General features: G+C 63.5%; 20 protein-coding genes. 10 read left to right on the top strand and 10 right to left on the bottom strand.

The window, feature by feature from the left end; all coding sequences use genetic code 11:
• Positions 1 to 181: 181 nt before the first annotated feature.
• Positions 182 to 625 carry a hypothetical protein gene (locus tag NCR98_RS09095; protein ID WP_250526012.1) on the top strand — a complete coding sequence of 148 codons (444 nt, stop codon included), beginning with the start codon at positions 182 to 184 and terminating at the stop codon, positions 623 to 625.
• Between the two features lie 10 nt (positions 626 to 635).
• Here the strand turns inward: NCR98_RS09095 and NCR98_RS09090 are convergent, their stop codons facing one another.
• Positions 636 to 2,105: an HDOD domain-containing protein gene (locus NCR98_RS09090; RefSeq protein WP_250526011.1), complete on the bottom strand. Its 1,470-nt coding sequence runs from the start codon at positions 2,103 to 2,105 to the stop codon at positions 636 to 638.
• Between the two features lie 103 nt (positions 2,106 to 2,208).
• Positions 2,209 to 4,155, bottom strand: coding sequence for a putative bifunctional diguanylate cyclase/phosphodiesterase (locus tag NCR98_RS09085; protein WP_284503803.1), 1,947 nt, complete (start codon positions 4,153 to 4,155; stop codon positions 2,209 to 2,211).
• 430 nt (positions 4,156 to 4,585) lie between these two features.
• Between NCR98_RS09085 and NCR98_RS09080 the strand changes: the two genes are divergently transcribed.
• From NCR98_RS09080 to NCR98_RS09070, 3 genes are read left to right on the top strand one after another with little or no spacing between them, the layout of a single operon-like run.
• A complete protein-coding gene (locus tag NCR98_RS09080; protein WP_244825657.1) occupies positions 4,586 to 5,881 on the top strand; it encodes an EAL and HDOD domain-containing protein in 1,296 nt (431 codons plus the stop codon).
• A 52-nt stretch (positions 5,882 to 5,933) separates the two neighbouring features.
• The gene (locus NCR98_RS09075; protein WP_250465207.1) at positions 5,934 to 6,506 is read left to right on the top strand and encodes a peroxiredoxin; all 573 of its coding nucleotides are present in this window, start codon (positions 5,934 to 5,936) and stop codon (positions 6,504 to 6,506) included.
• 48 nt (positions 6,507 to 6,554) lie between these two features.
• Positions 6,555 to 7,019: a hypothetical protein gene (locus tag NCR98_RS09070; protein WP_250509253.1), complete on the top strand. Its 465-nt coding sequence runs from the start codon at positions 6,555 to 6,557 to the stop codon at positions 7,017 to 7,019.
• Between the two features lie 14 nt (positions 7,020 to 7,033).
• On the opposite strand, the gene cydB is transcribed toward NCR98_RS09070, so the two are convergent.
• A complete protein-coding gene (cydB, locus tag NCR98_RS09065; protein ID WP_250465205.1) occupies positions 7,034 to 8,041 on the bottom strand; it encodes a cytochrome d ubiquinol oxidase subunit II in 1,008 nt (335 codons plus the stop codon).
• 20 nt (positions 8,042 to 8,061) lie between these two features.
• Positions 8,062 to 9,522, bottom strand: a complete 1,461-nt coding sequence (locus tag NCR98_RS09060) for a cytochrome ubiquinol oxidase subunit I (protein ID WP_250465204.1) — start codon at positions 9,520 to 9,522, stop codon at positions 8,062 to 8,064.
• 222 nt (positions 9,523 to 9,744) lie between these two features.
• Between NCR98_RS09060 and sugE the strand changes: the two genes are divergently transcribed.
• Positions 9,745 to 10,065 carry a quaternary ammonium compound efflux SMR transporter SugE gene (gene sugE, locus NCR98_RS09055; RefSeq protein ID WP_250526010.1) on the top strand — a complete coding sequence of 107 codons (321 nt, stop codon included), beginning with the start codon at positions 9,745 to 9,747 and terminating at the stop codon, positions 10,063 to 10,065.
• A 181-nt stretch (positions 10,066 to 10,246) separates the two neighbouring features.
• Here sugE and NCR98_RS09050 read toward each other — a convergent pair whose 3' ends face one another.
• On the bottom strand, positions 10,247 to 10,402 hold the full coding sequence (locus NCR98_RS09050) for a hypothetical protein (protein WP_250526009.1): 156 nt from the start codon (positions 10,400 to 10,402) through the stop codon (positions 10,247 to 10,249).
• Here NCR98_RS09050 and NCR98_RS09045 point away from each other — a divergent pair.
• From NCR98_RS09045 to NCR98_RS09025, 5 genes are all read left to right on the top strand, one after another.
• Positions 10,390 to 11,028, top strand: a complete 639-nt coding sequence (locus NCR98_RS09045; protein WP_244825650.1) for a DUF4126 domain-containing protein — start codon at positions 10,390 to 10,392, stop codon at positions 11,026 to 11,028. The genes NCR98_RS09050 and NCR98_RS09045 overlap by 13 nt on opposite strands.
• A gap of 110 nt (positions 11,029 to 11,138) precedes the next feature.
• Complete coding sequence (locus tag NCR98_RS09040) at positions 11,139 to 13,628, top strand: ABC transporter permease (RefSeq protein ID WP_250526099.1); 2,490 nt, start codon at positions 11,139 to 11,141, stop codon at positions 13,626 to 13,628.
• Between the two features lie 21 nt (positions 13,629 to 13,649).
• The gene (locus tag NCR98_RS09035) at positions 13,650 to 14,072 is read left to right on the top strand and encodes a group II truncated hemoglobin (protein WP_244825648.1); all 423 of its coding nucleotides are present in this window, start codon (positions 13,650 to 13,652) and stop codon (positions 14,070 to 14,072) included.
• Positions 14,073 to 14,168: 96 nt separating this feature from the next.
• A complete protein-coding gene (locus tag NCR98_RS09030) occupies positions 14,169 to 14,900 on the top strand; it encodes an alanyl-tRNA editing protein (protein WP_244825647.1) in 732 nt (243 codons plus the stop codon).
• The gene (locus tag NCR98_RS09025; RefSeq protein ID WP_250526008.1) at positions 14,897 to 15,496 is read left to right on the top strand and encodes a DUF924 family protein; all 600 of its coding nucleotides are present in this window, start codon (positions 14,897 to 14,899) and stop codon (positions 15,494 to 15,496) included. Before NCR98_RS09030 ends, NCR98_RS09025 begins: the two co-directional genes overlap by 4 nt.
• Positions 15,497 to 15,916: 420 nt before the next feature.
• On the opposite strand, the gene NCR98_RS09020 is transcribed toward NCR98_RS09025, so the two are convergent.
• The 5 genes from NCR98_RS09020 to NCR98_RS09000 form a co-directional block, all read right to left on the bottom strand.
• Positions 15,917 to 16,663, bottom strand: coding sequence for an SDR family oxidoreductase (locus tag NCR98_RS09020; RefSeq protein ID WP_250492581.1), 747 nt, complete (start codon positions 16,661 to 16,663; stop codon positions 15,917 to 15,919).
• A 22-nt stretch (positions 16,664 to 16,685) separates the two neighbouring features.
• Positions 16,686 to 17,270, bottom strand: coding sequence for an LOG family protein (locus NCR98_RS09015; RefSeq protein WP_250465199.1), 585 nt, complete (start codon positions 17,268 to 17,270; stop codon positions 16,686 to 16,688).
• Positions 17,270 to 18,010 carry a TetR/AcrR family transcriptional regulator gene (locus NCR98_RS09010; protein WP_250465198.1) on the bottom strand — a complete coding sequence of 247 codons (741 nt, stop codon included), beginning with the start codon at positions 18,008 to 18,010 and terminating at the stop codon, positions 17,270 to 17,272. The genes NCR98_RS09015 and NCR98_RS09010 overlap by 1 nt, the downstream gene beginning before the upstream one ends.
• Positions 18,011 to 18,156: 146 nt before the next feature.
• Positions 18,157 to 18,699 carry a diacylglycerol kinase gene (locus tag NCR98_RS09005; RefSeq protein ID WP_250526007.1) on the bottom strand — a complete coding sequence of 181 codons (543 nt, stop codon included), beginning with the start codon at positions 18,697 to 18,699 and terminating at the stop codon, positions 18,157 to 18,159.
• Entirely contained in the window at positions 18,696 to 19,727 is a 1,032-nt protein-coding gene (locus tag NCR98_RS09000; RefSeq protein ID WP_250526006.1) for a glycosyltransferase family 4 protein, read from the bottom strand. Before NCR98_RS09000 ends, NCR98_RS09005 begins: the two co-directional genes overlap by 4 nt.
• Positions 19,728 to 19,741 lie beyond the last annotated feature (14 nt).

Raw genomic sequence — 19,741 nt, 5'->3', positions numbered from 1 at the left:
GTCGCAACCTCAAGCTAAAATCCGCGAACTCGGGCGCCGGCAGGGCGCCCATTCTCGCGAAAGTCATCCACACCTGCCACGCCTTGCAGTCCAAAGCGCAGTCAACGCGCCCAAGTCACGAACCGCAACGTCGAACCTTTTCAGCCGCACGCGAGAACGGCGCAAACAAAGGAACAACGTCATGTGGTCCACATCCTGCCCAATTTCCCCTCCCGCTTCGAATAGCGACTATCTGCGCGAACACGCGCGGCGGCTCTTGCGTCAGGCGCGCGATGGCGATTCGAGCGCCGCGCTGCCCGTGTTGCGACGGCTGCAATCCGCCGACATCACGCGCGCCTCGCGTCTCACCGATTTCCACGCGAAGCGCGACGCGCTGCAACTCAAGCACGTGCTCGCCATGCTCGCCAAAGAACTCGGTTATTCAAGCTGGGACGCCTGCAAGAACGATATCGACACAGAACCCGCCGCGCGCATCGACCGATACCGGCTCGATGCCGGCGCGTTCAACGACTATGAGCGCAACTGGTTCGCCAACGAAGCCGACGCGCTCGCCTGGCAGCGCGCCAACGGCGGCTATCTCGTCCCATATGGCGAGCAGGTCGTGGCTATTCTGAAGCGCGAATAGGAAGGAGGAATCAGATCAGCTCGACTTCTTTCCAGTTCGCGCTGGAAAAGAAGCGGCTGAGTTCGCGCGTGAGTTCGTTCAGCGCGCTCATTTCCGATGGCGCGATCTTGCGCACGTGTTGCGGATGCGTCCAGTCGCCGTAGACGAGCGCGACCGTCGATGCATCCGACTTCACCGGCAGCAGCACGAACGCCTGCGCCTCGCCGAGCGTCTCCTTGTACCAGCGCGGCAAGCGTGCGTCGATACGCGGATCGTGCGCGTTCTCGATAAAGATGCCCACCGGGTTCGTGATCGCCAGATGGAACACGTCGGGCTTGAAGTCGGCGGAAAAGTGCAGCTCGGGCAGCATCGCTTCGACGCCGGCGCCAAGTCCCAGCCGCGCTTGGAATTCGTTGTCGGCCTGGCGCACGAATACCACCGCGCGCGACAAGCCGAGCCCCGCGAGCACGGCTTCGGAGGCAAGCGCAAGCACGGGCGCGAGTGCATTCTTCGATGGCAACGAGCGCAAGTCTTCGAGGCTCGCACCTATGCGCGCTTCCGCGGATATTCCCGCCCGCGCGATGGCATCCGCATTGGCCTGCAGTTCGCTGATCTCCCGCATGACCGAGTCGCTGCCTTCTTCGCTGGCAAGCGCGAGGCTCATCGAGGCGAGCGTCGCGGCGTCGGTGCTGAGCGCGTCGCTATAGCGATTGGCGATATCGACGAGCAAGGACTCGCGGCCGCTCGCTTCGACATGCTGCGCGGTGAGCGCGTCGGCGACTTCGGTCGAATAGTTGGTGACGGCCTGCAGCCAGCGCACGTGCTTCGGCACGTTTTCGTCGGGCGGCGCTTCAGGGTCGCTCGCCTGCATGCCGGCGCGGATCGTCTCGGGCAGGCGCCAGCGGTCGGCCGCTTCCATGCCGATTTCGTCGAAGGTCACGCCGAGCAGCGCGGCGCACGCGTGACTGTCGCTGATGTTGTCCGCCGCCGCCTTGCGCCGCAACTGATCCCACTCGTGTTCGAGATAGAACGCGACGAGCAGCTTGCCGATCTGCCGCATCAGCGTGCAGACCACGGCTTCTTCCGCCGAACGCAGATCCGTGCGCTCGGTGATCTGCCGCGCGACCGCGCCGGAGAGCAAGGTGCGGTTGAGTTCCAGCTTGGCGTCGATACGGCGTGGCGCGCTGTGATGAAAGTGATCGACGAGTTTGAGCCCGACCACGAGATGCCCGACGGCGTCCATGCCGAGCACCATCAGCGCGCGCGTGACGGTGGTGATGTTGCCGCCGAAGGCCACGTACATCGCGGAATTGGCGAGACGCAGCACCTTCTGCGTGAGGCCGAAGTCCGACAGCACCACTTGCACGAGGGACGTGAAGTCGAGGTCGTTATCGCTCATCGCGGACACGGTCGTGCGCAGCGCCTGAGACAGCATGGGGAAATCCCCGCGCTCGCTCATGCGCGCCCACAGCTTGTCCATAATTTCGGCCTTGACTGCCATCCGTGATAAGAACCCTTCGTTGCGCGAGGATCGATTCCAATCGGCCCTCGCAGCCTTCTTTCTCATGACGTGTCGTTCGATTAGAACACGAACACGCCTTCTCTCATAATGTCTCGTGCAGCACCAGCGAATGCGACTGGAACGACGACGCCAGCTCGTCGGACGGCAGCGCGCGGCTGATCAGCCAGCCTTGAATATGGTCGCAGCCCATCTCGGCGAGCAGGTCGCGCTGCTCCTCGGTTTCGACGCCCTCGGCGACGAGTTCCAGCCCGAGCGATTGTGCGAGCCCAACCACGGCGCTCACGATCGCACGATTGTTGCGCGACGTAATCAGGTTCTCGACAAAGCTCCGGTCGATCTTGAGCTTCGACAAGGGAAACCGCTGCAGATAGGCGAGGCTCGAATAGCCGGTGCCGAAGTCGTCGACGGCGAAGCGAATGCCCACCGAAGTCAGCGCTTCGAGCAGGCAAGTCGCTTCCTCGGGATCGCGCATCAGCACGCTCTCGGTGATTTCGAGCACGATGCGGCGCGCGTCGATGCCCGTCAGCGCCAGCGCTTCCTTGACCGCCGAGGCAAAACGCTTGTCCCGGAACTGCTGCGGCGACACGTTGATCGCCACGTAATCCAGCCGGATGCCGATGGCGTCCCACTGCGCGAGCTGCATGCACGCCGCCTTCAACACCCAGTTGCCCAGATAGTTGATGAGACCGATAGACTCCGCGAGCGGAATGAACACCGTCGGCGGCACGAGCCCGTGCAGCGGATGATTCCAGCGCATCAGCGCTTCCACGCCGACCACCGCGCCCGTGCGGATCTTCGTGATCGGCTGGAAGTACAGCGAGAATTCGCCGTTGCGCACCGCTTCGTATAGCTCGGCTTCCAGCTTGAGGCGTTCGGCGTCGGCGGGGTCGTCGTCGGGTGCGTGGAACACGAGCGTGTTGCCGCCCGCGGCCTTCGCCTGCGCGAGCGCGTGATCGGCCATGCGCAACAGGCTCGCCTGAACGCCGTGCTTGCCGTTGCGCTCGACGGGCTTGTCCGCGAGCGCGGCGTGATCCGGGTACATCGCAATACCCACGCTCGCCGACAAATGCGTATGCTGCCCGCGATGCCGATACGGCTGCGCAATCGCGTTGAGCAGACGCTTGCCGTGGCTTTCGGCGGCTTCGAGCGTGGTGCCGGCGGGCAGCAGCACGGCGAACTCGTCGCTCGCAATGCGCGCCACGCGCTCGCCCGGCGCGACGGTGTGCTGAATGCGCCGCGCCGTCTCGCGCAGCATGTCGTCGCCGGTGTCGTAACCGAGCGCGCGGTTGATCCGCTGATAATCGTCGATATCGAGCACGAGCAGCGCCGCCTGCGTGCGCGTGAGTTCGGCTTCGGCTTGCGCCGCGCTCATGGCGGTATCGAGCGCGGCGGCGTTGTCGAGTCCGGTGAGCGCATCGTGATGCAGCGCGTGTTGCAGCGAATTCTCACGCTCGCGCCAGTGCGATACATCGAACGCGGCGAGCGCGAAGCCCGGCGTGCCGAGCGCGGCGGTGGACATGAGCCGCAACTCGACGCAGATCGGAATGGTCAACGACTTCACCACGTTGAGCGTCGCCGATTCGAGCTTGCCGCTCGCTCGCGCGCGAGCAATGAGCGCGTGCAGTTCGTCGGCTTCCTCGGACGGCACGAGATCGTGCAGCGTCAGCATGCTCAGATAGTCGCGGTGATACCCGATGAACTCGATGCTCGCGTCCGACACCTGCCGGAAGCGCAGGGCATCGTCGAGTTGCGCGAGGAAATCGACCGCGCCGAGCGCCAGCATGAGCACCGACTGATCCTTGTCGAAGCCGTGCGCCGCGACTGCGCTCGAAGAAGCGGGCGCGCGTGCTTGCGCTTGTGCTTCCGGCTGTACCGGCTCTTGTGCCTGCGCTTGCACGGCGGCGACGCCGGGCGCGGCGCTCACGGCTTCGCGGCGGCTCGCCACGGCGCTTCGCCATGCGCGGCCGAGCGCATCGCGAACGATGCGCCACGGTGCGCGGCGGGAGGCGGTGATCCGATTCGCTTGCATGTTGTGGTCGAGTGGTGCGTGGCGCCGGTGTTCCGCGGCCGAATAAGCAACGGCGAGGGGACACTGCGGCGCTCGAAAACGTCTTGCGGACGCTCTCGTCGGGTACGTGCCGGCACACGCGCGACACGTTCTATCAGGCGAGTTATCGGCCCATGGGACGGTTTCTTTAGCTGGAGCGACGGTGCCGCGCTGTATGGCCAGACGCGTCGAGGTTATTTGTCGTACAAAACTTGCGTATCATGCCACCTTCAATCGCACCTTCGATGGCACCTTCGATGGCACCTGCAGTGCCGGCGGCGATGTCCGCTTGCAAGACCGTTGACCGTCGACCGGAAAATTCGCTTGAGTTGTTCAATCCCATGACCCACCATAGATTGCCGGCTCGCCTCGTTTGCGAGGCAGCGTGCTGGGCACTTCCGAGCTTCCCGTCATGGCCGATTCCCCGCTAAAGCCTGCGCCCTCCCGGCGCGAACACAGTGTCTATGTCGGCCGTCAACCCATTCTCGACGGCGACGGCGCGCTGGCTGCCTACGAATTGCTGTTTCGCGACAGCCCCGACAATCGCGCCCGCATAGCGGACGACGTGCAGGCCACCGCGCACGTGGTGGCGCGCACGGTCGGCGAGATCGGCGTGTCGGCCGTGCTGGGCGATCATCCCGGTTACGTCAACATGAGCCGCGAATTGCTCTTCGACGACATCGTCCACATCATGCAGCCCGAGCGCTTCGTGCTCGAATTGCTGGAGAGCATCGAGTTCGACGAGTCCATCTTCCGGCGCTGCGGCCAGTTGCGTAACGCAGGCTTTCGCCTGGCTCTCGACGATGTCATCCGTCTGGACGACGCGCTCCTTGCCGCGCTGCCATCCGTGGATATCGTCAAGATCGATCTTCTGTCCACCGACCGCGCGCACTTGCCGAAGCTCGCCACGACGCTCAAGACGCGCGGCAAGTTGCTGGTCGCCGAGAAGGTCGAGACGCTCGACGACTTCAAGGAAGCCAAGCGCCTGGGTTTCGACTTCTTTCAGGGCTATTTCTTCGCACGGCCGCAAGTGCTCTCGGCAAGGCGCGCGAGTCCGGCGCGCGGTGCGCTGCTGCGGTTGCTCGCCGTGCTTGGCGGCGACCCGGCCTTGCGCGAGCTCGAGACCGAACTCAAGCGCAATCCGGACATCGTCGTGCAACTGCTGCGTCTGGCCAATTCCAGCGCGCATGCGCGCGGACGGCGCGTGTCGTCGTTGCGCGAGGCCATCGCGTCGACAGGCACACGTCAGTTGATGCGCTGGACCCAACTGCTGCTCTACGCGGACGGCAGCGGTCTGCCGTGGCGCTCGGACCCGCTCCTCCAACTCGTCGGCACGCGCGCGCGCTTCATGGAACTCGCGGCCGGCGTGCTGCGCCCGGATGACGAGCCTTTTGCCGATGCCGCCTTCATGACGGGCATCTTTTCGCTCGTGCATGTCGTGCTCGGCATGCAGCCGGAAGAAATTGTCGATAAGCTTCACCTCACGGCGGAGATCCGCTCGGCGATCCTCGAAGGCGAGGGCGCGCTCGGTGCGCTGCTGGCCATCGCGAAAGCGGCCGAACAGGGCGATGCCGCCGCGATCGATGCAAGCCGGCTGGCCGATCCCGCGCTCGCGGAACTCACGCCCGCCACGCTCTCGCAAATGCAGGTCGAAGCGGCGGCGTGGTTCACCGAGAGCCGGCTGGATCAGGATGAGGCGCAAGGCTGAGGCGCTTGCCGCTCGTCTCGCGACATTTTTGCTGCCCTCAAGCGGAGTGCATATGAAGAAAAAGATTCTGGCGACCGTCGCCGGCCTGGCCGCCGCAACCGCGGCTTGCGTGGCCGTGGTGTATTCGACTGCCGCGAGCGCCACGCTCAAACCGGGCGACGCCGCGCCGTCGTTCGTCGCCCAGGCATCGCTTGGCGGCGATGTGTATCAGTACTCGCTTGCCGACGCGCTCAAGAAAGGCCCCGTCGTCCTGTACTTCTATCCGGCGGCGTTCACCAAGGGCTGCACGATCGAAGCGCACGAATTCGCCGAGGCGGTCGATCAATACAAGGCGCAGGGCGCCACCGTGATCGGCGTGTCGCACGACAACATCGACACGCTCAAGAAGTTTTCCGTGAGCGAGTGCCGCAGCAAGTTCCCGGTCGCGGCGGATGAAGACTCGAAGATCATCCGCTCCTATGACGCTTCGCTGCCCATGAAGAGTTCGATGGCCAATCGCGTGTCCTACGTGATCGCGCCGGACGGCAAGGTGATCTACGAATACACGAGCCTTTCGCCGGATCAGCATGTCGCGAATACCTTGCAGGCCTTGCGTGACTGGAACGCAAAACACAAGGCGCAATGAGCTTGTCATTTCCGTATTCGTCGTTCAAAGAACAAGGTGTGAAGTCAGATGCCGATCGTTGTCGCACTCGCGGTTCTCGTCGCGCTCATCTATGGCGCGGTCTGGTCGTTCAACGCGCTGCACGCGCACTTCGGGCTTGCTGTCGCAGTCGGCGTGGCGGTGGTGGCGGCCGCGGCAATCGCGGCGGGCGTCGCTTACTGGCTCGCGCGGCGCCGTGAAGTCGCGGCGAACATTCCGCGCTCGGCTGGCGGCGACTGGACTCACGAACTCAAACGCGACTGGGGCGGCTTGCGGCTCGCCGCGGGCAAGCGGCTCCTGGAAGTGCGCGTGGGCGAAGCGACGGGCAGCTATATCTTTGCCGATCTGCGCGGCGCGCGCGAGGAGCAGGGCAACGCGGTCGTCCTCACCGTCGCGGATTCGAAACATCCCGAATGGCGTCTGCCCATCAACGATACAGCCAATGCTCGCAAGTGGACGCGCATCCTCACGCTCGCCACGCGCCAGAAGCTTTAGTCATGACCAAGCGGCTATTGCGTGTGATAGCCGAGATCGCCGCGCACCTTGCCGCGAAACACCCAGTAAGACCAGATCACGTAGATGATGATGACAGGCAGCAAGAACATCGTGCCGATCAGCAGAAACTGATGCGATAACGGTGCGGCCGATGCGTCCCACAGCGTCACCGAAGGCGGCGCAATGAACGGCCACAAGCTGATCACGAGCCCGGTGAACGCGAGGAAGAAGAGGCCCACGGAGCACAGAAAGGGCAGCACTTCGCGGCCTTTTTGCAAGCTCGACCACAACGTCCACGCAAGGAGCGCGGTCAACACCGGCACGGGCGTGAACGCGAAGCTCTGCGGAAAGCCGAACCAGCGCGCCGCGATGCGCGCATCTTTCAGCGGTGTCCACAGGCTGATCAGCAAGATGAACGCGATCACGCCGAGCAGCGCATGACGCGCCATCTTGCGACCCCACGCCTGCAACTCGCCTTCGGTCTTGAGCACCAGCCAGGTCGAGCCCTGCAACGCATAGCCGAAGATCAGCCCGACGCCGACGAGCAGCGGAAACGGCGCCACCCAGTTCCAGCTCGTCCCGGCGTACTGCCGGCCGTGGATCGGAAAGCCCTGGATGAACATGCCGAGCACCGTGCCTTGCGCGAAGGTCGCGACGAGCGAGCCGTAGCCGAACGCGCCATCCCACAGCCATCGGCGCGCGCCCTCGACCTCGCGGAATTCGAACGCGACGCCGCGAAAGATCAGCCCGAGCAGCATGAAGAGAATCGGAAAGTAGACCGCCGGCACGATGATCGCGAAGGCCAGCGGGAACACCGCGAACAAGCCGCCGCCGCCGAGGATCAGCCAGGTTTCGTTGAAGTCCCACACCGGCGCGACGGAGTGGATCATCAAGTTGCGTTCGTCGGGATCGCGGCGCAGCAGGAACAGCATGCCGACGCCCAGATCGAAGCCGTCGAGCAGCACGTACATGAACACGGCCAGCGCGAGGATGGCGGCCCACAAAGGCACGAGATCGAGCATCGCGGTCTCCTGTTGACTTGTTATGGGCGATGCGGCGGGACGACGTCGTCGCGATTCGCCGTGCGCGCGCCGCCGTCGCCGCCTGCCGTGACCGCCGATACGGCCGACAGCGGCCGCGCCGCGCGCGTCTTCGTATCGAGCGATTCGTTCTCATGGTCACGCGACGCGTCGGTCGGGCCGATGCGCACGAGCCGCCGCAACAGCACGAAGCCCGCGCCGAAGATCACGAGATAAGCCAGCATGTAGAGCGCCCAGGACAGGCCGACGTCGGCGGTGGTGAGCGAGGGCGTGACGGAATCGCGCGTGCGCAGGATGCCATACACGGTCCACGGCTGACGGCCCGCTTCGGTGGTGGTCCAGCCCGCGATCACCGCGATGAAGCCGAGCGGCATGGCGAACGTCGCGCAACGCAGCCAGCGCGTGCTTTGCTCCAGCTTGCCGCGCGCGAACAGCACGATGCCCGACAGCACGAGCGCGAACATCAGAAGCGCGATCCCGACCATGATGTGAAAGGCGAAAAACACCACGGCGACAGGCGGGCGGTCTTCGCGCGGAAAGTCCTTCAGCCCGCGCACGACTCCGTTCGGATCGTGCGTGAGGTAAAGGCTGCCGAGCACGGGAATCGAAATCTCGAAGCGGTTGCGCTCTTCCTTTTCGTCGGGAATGGAGAAGAGATTCGCGGGCACGCGCGAGCCGGTTTCCCACAGACCTTCCATCGCCGCGAGCTTGGCGGGCTGATATTTGAGCGTGTTCAGACCGTGCGAATCGCCGATCACCATCTGGATCGGCACCATGATGATAAGAAAGATCAGCGACATCTTGAGCATCACGCGACTTTCCTCGACAGCGCGTTTTTGCCGCAGATACATGGCGCCGACGCCGAGAATGACGAAGCCCGTCGTGACGAGGAACGCGCTCACCGTATGCCCAAGCCGGTACGGAAACGACGGCGTGAAGATCACGTCGAAGAAGCTCACCACTTCGAAGCGGCCGTCCGGCAACATGCGATGCCCTTGCGGCGTCTGCATCCAGCTATTGACGGCGAGAATCCAGAACGACGAGATGACCGTGCCCGCCGCGACGAAAATCGCGGACATGACGTGCGCCCATTGCGGCACAAGCTTGCGTCCGAACAGGAGTACGCCGAGAAACGCCGATTCGAGGAAGAACGCCGTCAGCACTTCGTAGCCCATCAGCGGGCCGACGACATTGGCGGTGGCGTCAGAGAAACGGCTCCAGTTGGTGCCGAACTGAAACGGCATGACGATGCCCGACACCACGCCCATGCCGAACGACACCGCGAAAATTTTCAGCCAGAACGCGGACAGGCGCCGGTAGACATCGCGCTTGGTGATCCACCAGTTGAATTCGAGCGTCGCGATGAAGCACGACAGGCCGACCGTGAACGCGGGCAGCAGTATGTGGAACGCGACGACCCAGGCGAACTGGAAACGTGAAAGCAGGACCGAATCGACATCCATGAGCGCTCCTTTTGTGTTTCTGTAAAGGGCGGGGCGAAGGGTGCACGGTCGCACACTGGTGGCGCGCGCTCCATTAATACACGGTTTTACATCGCTCGGCACGAGGAGCGAAAAGCCTTGCTGCACCAAATCGGTATAATTACGGTCTGCTTTCGCCGCGTGGACGACCGCGCGCGCTTCTTGTTACCGGGGACGGCCCCGTTCCTTCGAGGAAGTCACCTCATGTCCTGGATTCTTCTTTTTATCGCCGGTTTGCTCGAAGTGGCATGGGCCGCCGGGCTCAAGTCATCGGAAGGCTTTACGCGGCTTTGGCCGTCGGTGTTCACGCTGGTGACGGCCATCGGCAGCTTCGTCTTGCTTGCCATGGCCATGCGCCAGTTGCCGCTCGGCACCGCTTACGCTGTTTGGACGGGAATCGGCGCGGTCGGCGCGTTTATTTTCGGCATCGTGTTTCTGGGCGAGGCGTTGACGGCGGCGCGTATCGGCAGCGCGGCGCTGATCGTCGCGGGGCTCATCGGACTCAAGCTCTCGTCCGGGCAATGACGCGCTGTTGCACCGGCGCCGCCGCAATGGTCGCCGGTGCGAGCGGCAGCGCACTTCGGGCGGCATTCGCCGGATGCATTGCTGCACCGCTTCCTTTTGCATGGATATAATGGTCTGAAGGCATTTCCGATTTTCAGCAATCTCCGATTGCAGATAACATCACTCGGCGAGCCGCACCGTTTTATCTTTCCGCCTGCGTCACGAGGCTTTTTTCGATATCCTCGTTGATATGGGCGGCTTCTTCCGGCATCCGGGCCGGAAAGAAGCGACGTTCAGACCGGCGCACACGGTTGGCCGGGTTGCTGGCGCACCAAGGAGGCGGCAATGCTTGAGTCACTTTCGCTCGCTGCGGGCCTGTCATGGGCGAGCGGGTTGCGCCTGTATCTCACGGTCTTCATCGCGGGTCTGTTTGAACGCATCGGTCTCATCCATCTCCCTGATTCGCTCGCGGTGCTCGGTTCGCCGTGGGTGATCGGCGTGGCGGCGGTGCTCGCCGTCGTCGAATTTCTCGCTGACAAGATTCCCGCGCTCGATTCGCTGTGGGACGCCATTCACACGTTCATCCGCATTCCGGCGGGCGCCGTGCTTGCCGCCGGCACGCTCGGTCATGCCGATCCGGCCATGCTCACCATCGCGGCGCTGGCGGGCGGAACGCTTGCCGGCGCCTCGCATTTCGCCAAGGCGGGCACGCGCGCGCTGATCAATCTCTCGCCCGAACCGGTGTCGAACTGGGCGGCATCCGCGACGGAAGACATCGGCGTGCTGCTCGGCATCACGCTCGCGCTCTTCGTGCCGGTGCTGTTCCTCGTCATGCTGATTGCGTTCCTGGTCATCGCCGGTTGGGCGCTGCCGCGCCTCGTGCGCGGCGTGCACGGCGGCATATCGCGCATGGCCAAGCACATGCTGCCCGGCAGCGGCGCGCCGCAAACGTCGATCACGAGCCTGCGGAGCAAGCACGATTGAGCACCGCGGCGCGCAACGACTCCACTCCCTCCAAGGCCACGCTCAAAGCCGACCGCACGCATCCTCCTGTCCGGCTCGATTTTCTGCAGACCGCGCGTCAGGCGTGGCGCATGACCGCGCGCGACTGGCGCGCGGGCGAGCTCACCATGCTGCTGCTCGCGCTGGTGCTGGCGGTGGCGGCGCTGTCGAGCGTCGGTTTTCTCTCCGACCGCATGCGTCAAGGGCTCGTGCGCGACGGCCGTCAGATGATCGCGGCGGACTTCGTCGTGCGCTCGGATCATCCCGTCGATGCGATGTTCACCGACCAAGCCAGGTCGCTCGGCCTCGAAACCGCCGGGACCACGATCTTCCCGAGCATGATCAGCTCGACCGCGGCGCAGCCCGCCTCGCGGCTCGCGGCGATCAAGGGCGTGACGCAAGGTTATCCGCTGCGTGGCGCGCTGCGTATCGCGTCCGCGCCCGGCAAGCCCGACGCGCCCGTCAACGGCATTCCCGCGCCCGGCACCGTCTGGGTCGATGCGTCCCTGCTCGATGCGCTGAAAACGCAGCCCGGCGGCACGGTGAAGGTCGGCACGCGCACGTTCAAGGTGGCGGGCATCATCACGCGCGAGATGGATCGCGGCTTTTCCTTCGTCAACTTCTCGCCGCGCCTCATGATGCGCGCCGATGAAATCGCCGCCACGGGATTGCTCGGCTACGGCAGCCGCGTGACTTACCGCTTGCTGGTCGCGGGACCGGATGCGCAGATCGAGCGCTTCGCGCAATTCGCCCGCGATAAGACCGACGGCGGCAAATTGCGCGGCGTCGGACTCGAATCGCTGTCGGACGGGCAGCCGCAAGTGCGGCAGACCATCGATCGCGCGAGCCACTTTCTCACGCTCGTTTCGCTGCTGACGGCGATGCTCGCGGCGGTAGCCATCGCCATGGCCGCGCATCGTTTTGCGCGGCGGCATCTCGACGGCTGCGCCACCATGCGTTGCCTGGGCGTCAGTCAGCGCACGCTGCGCGCGTTGTTTCTGAACGAATTCCTGGCGATCGGCGTGATCGGCAGCGCGCTTGGCGTCGTGCTCGGTTTCGGCGGCCATCTCGTGCTGCTGAACTGGCTGGGCTCGCTCGTCGATGTCGATTTGCCGCAGCCCTCCGTCTGGCCCGCGCTGCAAGGCATCGCGATGGGCCTCGTGCTGCTGCTCGGCTTTGCCCTGCCGCCGCTTTTGCCACTAACGCGCGTGCCGCCTGTGCATGTGATCCGCCGTGAACTCGGCGATGCAAACCGCGTCGCTTATGCGGCCTACGGCGTCGGCGTCGTGCTGTTCGCGGCGTTGCTCATCGTCGCGGCGGGCGAGTTGAAGCTCGGCGGCATCGTCGCGGGCGGATTCGCGGCCGGCCTCCTGATCTTCGGCGTGATCGCGCGCGCGGCGTTGTGGGCGGCGGCGCGCTTCGTGCGGCGGGAAAAGAGCCGCGCGGGCGTGGGCTGGCGTTATGCGCTGGCGTCGCTCGAACGGCGCAGCGGCGCCAGCGCGTTGCAGATCACGGCGCTCGGCATCGGCCTCATGTGTTTGTTGCTGATAGCGATGACGCGCGACGACCTCATCAAGGGCTGGCGCGCCGCCACGCCGCCGGATGCGCCCAACGAGTTTCTCATCGACATCCAGCCGGATCAGCGCGAAGGCGTGCTCGCGTATCTGCATGGGCATGGCCAACCCGATGCCGCGCTCTCGCCGATGGTGCGCGCGCGTCTCGTCGCCATCAATGGCAAGGCGGTGAATCCGGACAGCTACGACAAGCCGGATGCAAAACGGCTCGTCGATCGCGAATTCAATCTCTCCTACACCACCGAATTGCCGGGCGATAACCGCGTGACGCAGGGCACGTGGTTCGGCAAGAACGCGCAGCCGGCGGTGTCGATAGAAGAGGGCATCGCGAAAACTATTCGCGTGAAGATGGGCGACACGCTGCGTTTCGATGTCGCCGGCATGCCGGTCGAGGCACCGGTGACGAGCGTGCGCAAGGTCGACTGGAATTCGTTCAAGGTCAACTTTTTCGTGCTGATGCCGCCCGAGACGCTGGCCGACCTTCCCGCGACGTTCATCACGAGTTTTCATCTGCCGCCGGAACAGGCGCGCACCATCGACGGCCTCGTCGCCGCCTATCCGAACGTGACCGCCATCGATACCGCGCCGATCCTCGCGCAGATTCAGCGCACGCTCGACCAGGTGATCGGCGCGGTGCAGTTCCTGTTCATCTTCACGCTCGCGGCCGGCGTGCTGGTGCTTTATGCGGCGCTTGCCGGCACGCGCGACGAACGCATGCGCGAGTCGGCGCTATTGCGGGCTTTGGGCGCATCGCATCGGCAGATTCGTTCGGTGCAGGTCGCCGAGTTTGTCGCGGTCGGCGCGTTGTCCGGCCTGATGGCGGCGCTCGGTGCGCAGGGCATCGGTTACGTGCTTGCATCGCGCGTGTTCGAGTTTCATATCGAGTTCAACCCGTGGCTCGTGCCGGTTGGCATCGTCGCGGGCGTTGCTTGCGCGGCGCTCGGCGGCTGGATGAGTCTGCGGCGCGTGCTGGCGCGTCCGGCCTTGCAATCGCTGCGCGACGCCTGAGTTTTCTGTTGTCCAAAAGCAATGAGCGAAGTCAATTCCCAACCTTCCGACGATGAAGTCCAAAAGCCCACGCCGTTCGAACTGATCGGCGGCGAGGAACGTCTGCGCGCGATGGTCGATCGCTTTTACGATCTGATGGACCTCGAACCTGAATTCGCGGGCTTGCGCGCGCTGCATCCGCCGACACTCGACAACTCCCGCGACAAGACCTTCTGGTTCCTGTGCGGCTGGATGGGCGGACCGGATCACTACATCAGCCGCTTCGGCCATCCGCGTTTGCGGGCGCGGCATATGCCGTTCGCCATTGCAACGGCCGAGCGCGATCAATGGTTGCGCTGCATGGCGTGGGCGATGCAGGACATCGGCCTCGACGAGCCTTTGCGCGAGCGCCTACTCACCTCTTTCTTCGATACCGCCGACTGGATGCGCAACCGGCCCGGCTGATTCGCGCGCTTTTGTATCGGTCCAAGGCAGCGGCGCGTGCGGCATGATCTGCGGAACGGCTTTTAGCCGCCCCACGAAACATTGCAAGGACAAGACATGAGCACACGTGCACTCTTTCGCGAGGACGCTTATCGCACGCAGTGCGAGGCGAGCGTCACGGCTATCGACGAAATGGGCATCCACCTCGATCAAACCGTGTTTTATCCGCTCGGCGGCGGCCAGGCCGGCGATGCGGGCACGCTGACGCTTGCCGACGGCACGAAGATCGTCATCGCCGACACGCGCAAGGCGAAGTTCGAAGGCGCCACGCCCGACGACGCCGTGCATGTGCCCGCGCCCGGCCAGGAAGAAGCGCTTTCGCTTTTGAAGGTTGGCGACAGAGTGAGCGCGGAGATCGACTGGGAGCGGCGGTATCGGCATATGCGGCTGCATACGGCGAGTCATTTGATGTGCGCGGTACTGCCGTATCCGGTGGATGGATGCAGCATCACGAGAGACTATGCGCGCCTCGACTTCGCGACGGTCGAGCCTATCGAACGTGAGCGCGTGGAAGCGCGTCTGGCGGAACTGATCGGCGGCGCGCACGACGTGAATACCGAATGGATCACCGACGACGAGATGACCGCGCGCCCTGAACTCGTCCGCACGATGAGCGTAAAGCCGCCGATGGGCCTTGGCCGCGTGCGCCTGTTGCGCATCGAAAACGTGGATTTGCAGCCATGCGGCGGCACGCATGTGCGTAATACGGGCGAGATCGGCGGCTTGCGGATTGCAAAGCTGGAGAAGAAGAGCGCGCGCACGCGGCGACTGGTGCTGGAGCTGGTTTGAACGCGCGAGCGGAAGCACTCGATTCGCGCGCGAGCGCGATACTCGAATTCTGGTTCGGCGCGGTCGGCTCGCCTGAGGCCGGGACGGAACGCAAGCTGTGGTGGAAAAAGAAGCCTGCCTTCGATGCGCAGATCAGCGAGCGCTTCGGCGCGGTGCTCGAAGAAGCGCTGTCGGGCGGTTTGCGTGAATGGGAGCGCACGCCTTCGGGTGCGCTTGCGCTGATCGTGCTGCTCGACCAGTTTTCGCGCAATTGTTATCGGCATACGCCGCGCGCGTTTGCGGGCGACGAGCGTGCGTTGGCGTTGGCGAAAGCGCTGGTCGATTCCGGCGATGATTTGCGCTTGGCCGATGCATACCATCGTGCGTTTGCGTATATGCCATTCGAGCATGACGAGAGGATGGAGAGCCAGCTTCGCGCGGTTGAATTGTTTGGGAAATTAGAGCAAGAAGAGGGCGTGACGAGCTTCCATGAATCGGCGATGAAGCATGCGGAAGTCATCGAACGATTCGGGCGCTTTCCGCATCGCAACCGAATTTTGGGCAGGCCGACGACGAAGGACGAAGAAACGTGGCTGATGACACGCGGCGGCTTTTAGAGGGAGGCGAACCCGATGATTGCGCGCAGCGAGTCAGAAAGGCGTGGCTAGGAGGTCCGAAGAGCATTAAGACCGGTAGTCAATGTGAGTGCTCGAGTAGAACCGCGCAAAGACAAGGCTTCGATCAGCGGGCCGCAAAGAAGGTCATCAACTGCGGAGAGGTGACAAAAGAATTCGCAGACAACGGCCCATTGCGGGGCAAGCGCTCGAAGAGAATCATGAGCTGCGAACGACTACGAGCGTGAGAAAGGGGAAGTGCTCAAAGGGTTTGTGGTAAATAGCGGGGAACCAGTTGTGCTTCAGAAGCCGGTTCCTAAGCTGCTTTCTTTGGTGACTTTCTTTGCAGCAGCAAAGAAAGTTACCCCTCCGCCGGGGAGGCGGCTACTGAACAAAACGCAGCAAAAGAAAAAAAGAAAGCACTCACCGCCCACCGGCGACATCGATCAAAGCCCCGGTGACATAAGAAGCGGCATCGGAGAGCAGCCAGACGATAGCCTCACCGACTTCATCGGCGGACCCGGCGCGCCCGATAGGCGTCTGCCCACCCAGCACCTGAGCCCGATCGGGCTTACCACCACTAGCGTGAATCTCGGTCTCGATGAGACCTGGCCGAATGGCATTGACCCTCACCCCTTCGCGCCCGAGCTCTTTGGAAAGCCCGATGGTGAGTGTATCGATAGCCCCTTTGGAAGCCGCATAATCGACATACTCCCCCGGGCCGCCTAATCTGGCGGCCGCCGAAGAAACATTCACGAGCGACCCGCCCTTGCCACCACGCGAAGTGGAAAGCCGCCGCGCCGCTTCACGAGCGCAAAGAAACGCGCCGAGCACATTGGTATCGAAAATACGTTTCATGCGCTCGATATCCATGTCCGCGAGCATGGAGCCGGGCGCGACGATGCCCGCGTTATTCACCACGCCATCGAGCTTGCCGAACGCCTTCTCGGTGGCATCGAACATCGCGACGATCGCCGCCTCTTCGCACACGTCGCCCTGAATGGCGATCGCCTTGCCGCCAGCGGCTTGCACCGCGGCGACGGTTTCATCGGCGGCACTGGCGTTATTCGCATAGTTCACGCCGACCGACCAGCCGCGCGCGCCCGCGAGCAGCGCTGCCGAGCGGCCGATGCCGCGGCTCGCGCCCGTAATCAGGATGACTTTGGACATCGTGTCGACCGTTAGGGATGGATCAAACCGCGTCGCGCTTTTCGTTCCACTTGTCGAGCGTGCGCGGCGTGTAGTGCTGCAGCTTCGTGATCATCTCGCCGGGCTCGCGCGCAATCTGTATGAGCTCTAGATACTGCTCGCGCATGAAGCCTTCGTCGACGGTATGGCGCAACATGGCCATGAGCGGGTCGTAATAGCCGTTCACGTCCAGCAGGCCAACAGGCTTCTGATGATAACCAAGCTGCGCCCACGTGAACACTTCGAAAAATTCCTCGAAAGTGCCGACGCCACCGGGCATCGCGACGAACGCGTCCGCGAGATCGGCCATGCGCTTCTTGCGCTCGTGCATGTCGGGCACGACGATCAGTTCCGTGAGGTCCGTATGGCCCACTTCCTTCGCAAGCAGCAACTCTGGAATGACGCCGATTGCGCGTCCGCCGGCGGCGAGCACTTCATCGGCGATCAGGCCCATCAAACCGACGCGGCCGCCGCCATACACGAGCGAGAGGTCGGCCTCGACGAGCGCGCGGCCGAACGCCTTGGCCGCCTCGGCATACACAGGGCGGGCTCCGCTGGCGGAGCCGCAATAGACACAAACAGCCTTCATTATCGGGAATCCTTCGGTGTTACGTTCTTCGGCGCGCCCGACGGCGCTTCCTCGCGCGGCGGCAGGAAGTCGGCGTACTGGCGCTTCGGCAGTTTACCGGACACGAGGTCGTCGAAGAGCTGGCGCGATCGTCCGCGAAGATACGGCGCCATGATCGAAATGATATGCAGACTCGCCTGATGCAACTCCGTGCGGATCGCTTCCTGATCGTTGTACTTGCGCGGGTTCATGACGTACTGGTACGAAAGCCAGTAGGTCGAGATCACGCCCATGTTGGTCGCGATGACTTCGATCTCCGCAGGCGTCGCGACCATTTCTTGATCGGCGACGAGCGCTTCGCATAGCTGGCTGGCAAAGCGCACCTTGTGCGTGATGATCTGCTTGAAGTGCGTTTCGAGCGTGCGATTGCGCGCGAGCAGATCGTTCAGATCGCGATAGAGAAAGCGATACGCCCACAGGAAATCGGCCATGTACTGTAAGTACGACCACATTTCATCTATGGTCGGACGATGATCGTCCGGGAACTTCAGGCGCTTCTGAATCTGCTGCTCGAACTGCGCGAAGATGCTGTTGATGATGTCGTCTTTGTTCCGGAAATGGTAGTACAGATTACCTGGACTAATTTCCATTTCCTCGGCGATCGTCGTGGTGGTGACGTTCGGCTCGCCGATATCGTTGAACAACTTCAGCGACAGCTCGAGAATCCGTTCGCGGGTACGGCGGGGAGGTTTGGCTTCCATGTCGTCCGACCTTGGCTTCCGGTGGCGGCGCTCGAAACTCCAAAACGTTCGCGCGACCGGTTTCCGTTGCTATTTTTGAGAATGTCGGACGATTATAAACCGGTCGTTCGGCGCGACAGTGCTGCGTTTCAGGTGACATTCATCTTTTATGGGATACGAGCGAGCCAATTCGACACGACCGGCCAGAGAATCAACGCCCACGTAATGAGGCAAACGCCGAGCGCGACCATCACGGCCGCGCTGCCGAAATCCTTCGCGCGCTTCGAGAGTTCGTGACGTTCGAGCGAGATGCGGTCGATAGCCGCTTCCACGCTCGAATTGAGCAATTCGACGATCAGCACGAGCAGCACGGATGCGATCAGCGCCGCGCGCTCGACGGGCGCCACCGGCACGAAAAGACTGCACGGCAGAAGAATCGCGGCGAGCGTGAGTTCCTGACGAAACGCGCTTTCCTCGCGAATGGCGACGCGAAAACCGTTGAGCGAGTTCTTCATCGCGTGCCAGACGCGCGTGAAGCCGCGATTCCCCTTATACGGGTTGAAGGGCAGCGGCGCGAGCGGATCGTCGGGACCTAGCGGTTCGTTTTCCTCATTGGCTTCGACGTCGCCATCGCGCTTGGACTCGAGCGGACGAGGCGCCGCACGGGCGTGAGCTTCGGCGCGTTGCTCGGCGAGCCTCTTTCGCGTCATGCGGCCGCCCGGTCGGTGCTCGGCGCGCGTGGTTCGACCTGGCGCAAATGCGAGGCGAACTGTTCGGAGGCCGCGCGCCACGAGAAGCGCTCGGCCCACGCGCGGGCATCGGCGCGTTCGATCTTGAGCGCTTGCAGACAGGCTTCGTGCAGATCTTCATGGAGCGCGCCGGGACCGTGTTCACCTAGCACGTCGATGGGACCCGTGACCGGATACGCGGCGACCGGCGTGCCGCAGGCCATCGCTTCGAGCAGCACGAGGCCGAAGGTATCGGTGCGGCTCGGGAACACGAAGACATCGGCGGCGGCGTAGACCTTCGCCAGTTCCGTCTGCGAGAGCACGCCGAGATAGTTGACGTTCGTATAGCGCGACTTCAGTTCCGCGAGCGCCGGTCCTTCGCCCGCGACCCACTTCGAGCCGGGCAGATCGAGCTTCAGAAACGCTTCCACGTTCTTTTCCACGGCCACGCGCCCGACATACAGAAAGATGGGCCGCGCGGTGTTGAGCACCTTAGAGTCCATCGGATGAAAGATGTCCAGATCGACGCCACGCGTCCACAGCACGACGTTGGTGAAGCCGTACTGTTCCAGGTCATGCTTGACGACCGGAGTAGGCGCCATCACCGCCTGCGAATGCCGATGAAACCAGTGCAGAAACCGATAAGTCATGGCGAGCGGAATACCGAAGCGCGCTTTCACGTACTCGGGAAAACGCGTGTGATAAGCGGTCGTGAACGGCAGTTTGTGACGCAGCGCATAGGCACGCGCCGACATGCCGAGCGGGCCTTCGGTCGCGATATGCAGCGCGTCCGGCGCGAATTCGTCGATACGCTTCGCCACGTGCCGGCCCGGCATTAATGATAGGCGAATCTCGGGATAAGTCGGACACGGAATGGTTTTGAACTCGAGCGGCGTGAGCAATTCCACGCGATGCCCGAGGCTCGTGAGTTCGCGGCTCGTCTGCGTAAGCGTGCGCACGACGCCATTGACCTGCGGCTCCCATGCATCGGTGACGATCATGATTTTCATCGGATTTCGGCTCG

The organism is Caballeronia sp. GAWG2-1 (genome assembly GCF_023631405.1).
Classification (GTDB): Bacteria; Pseudomonadota; Gammaproteobacteria; order Burkholderiales; family Burkholderiaceae; genus Caballeronia.
The sequence above is the reverse complement of the archived record's forward strand: the minus strand, read 5'-3'. Positions and strand labels throughout refer to the sequence as shown.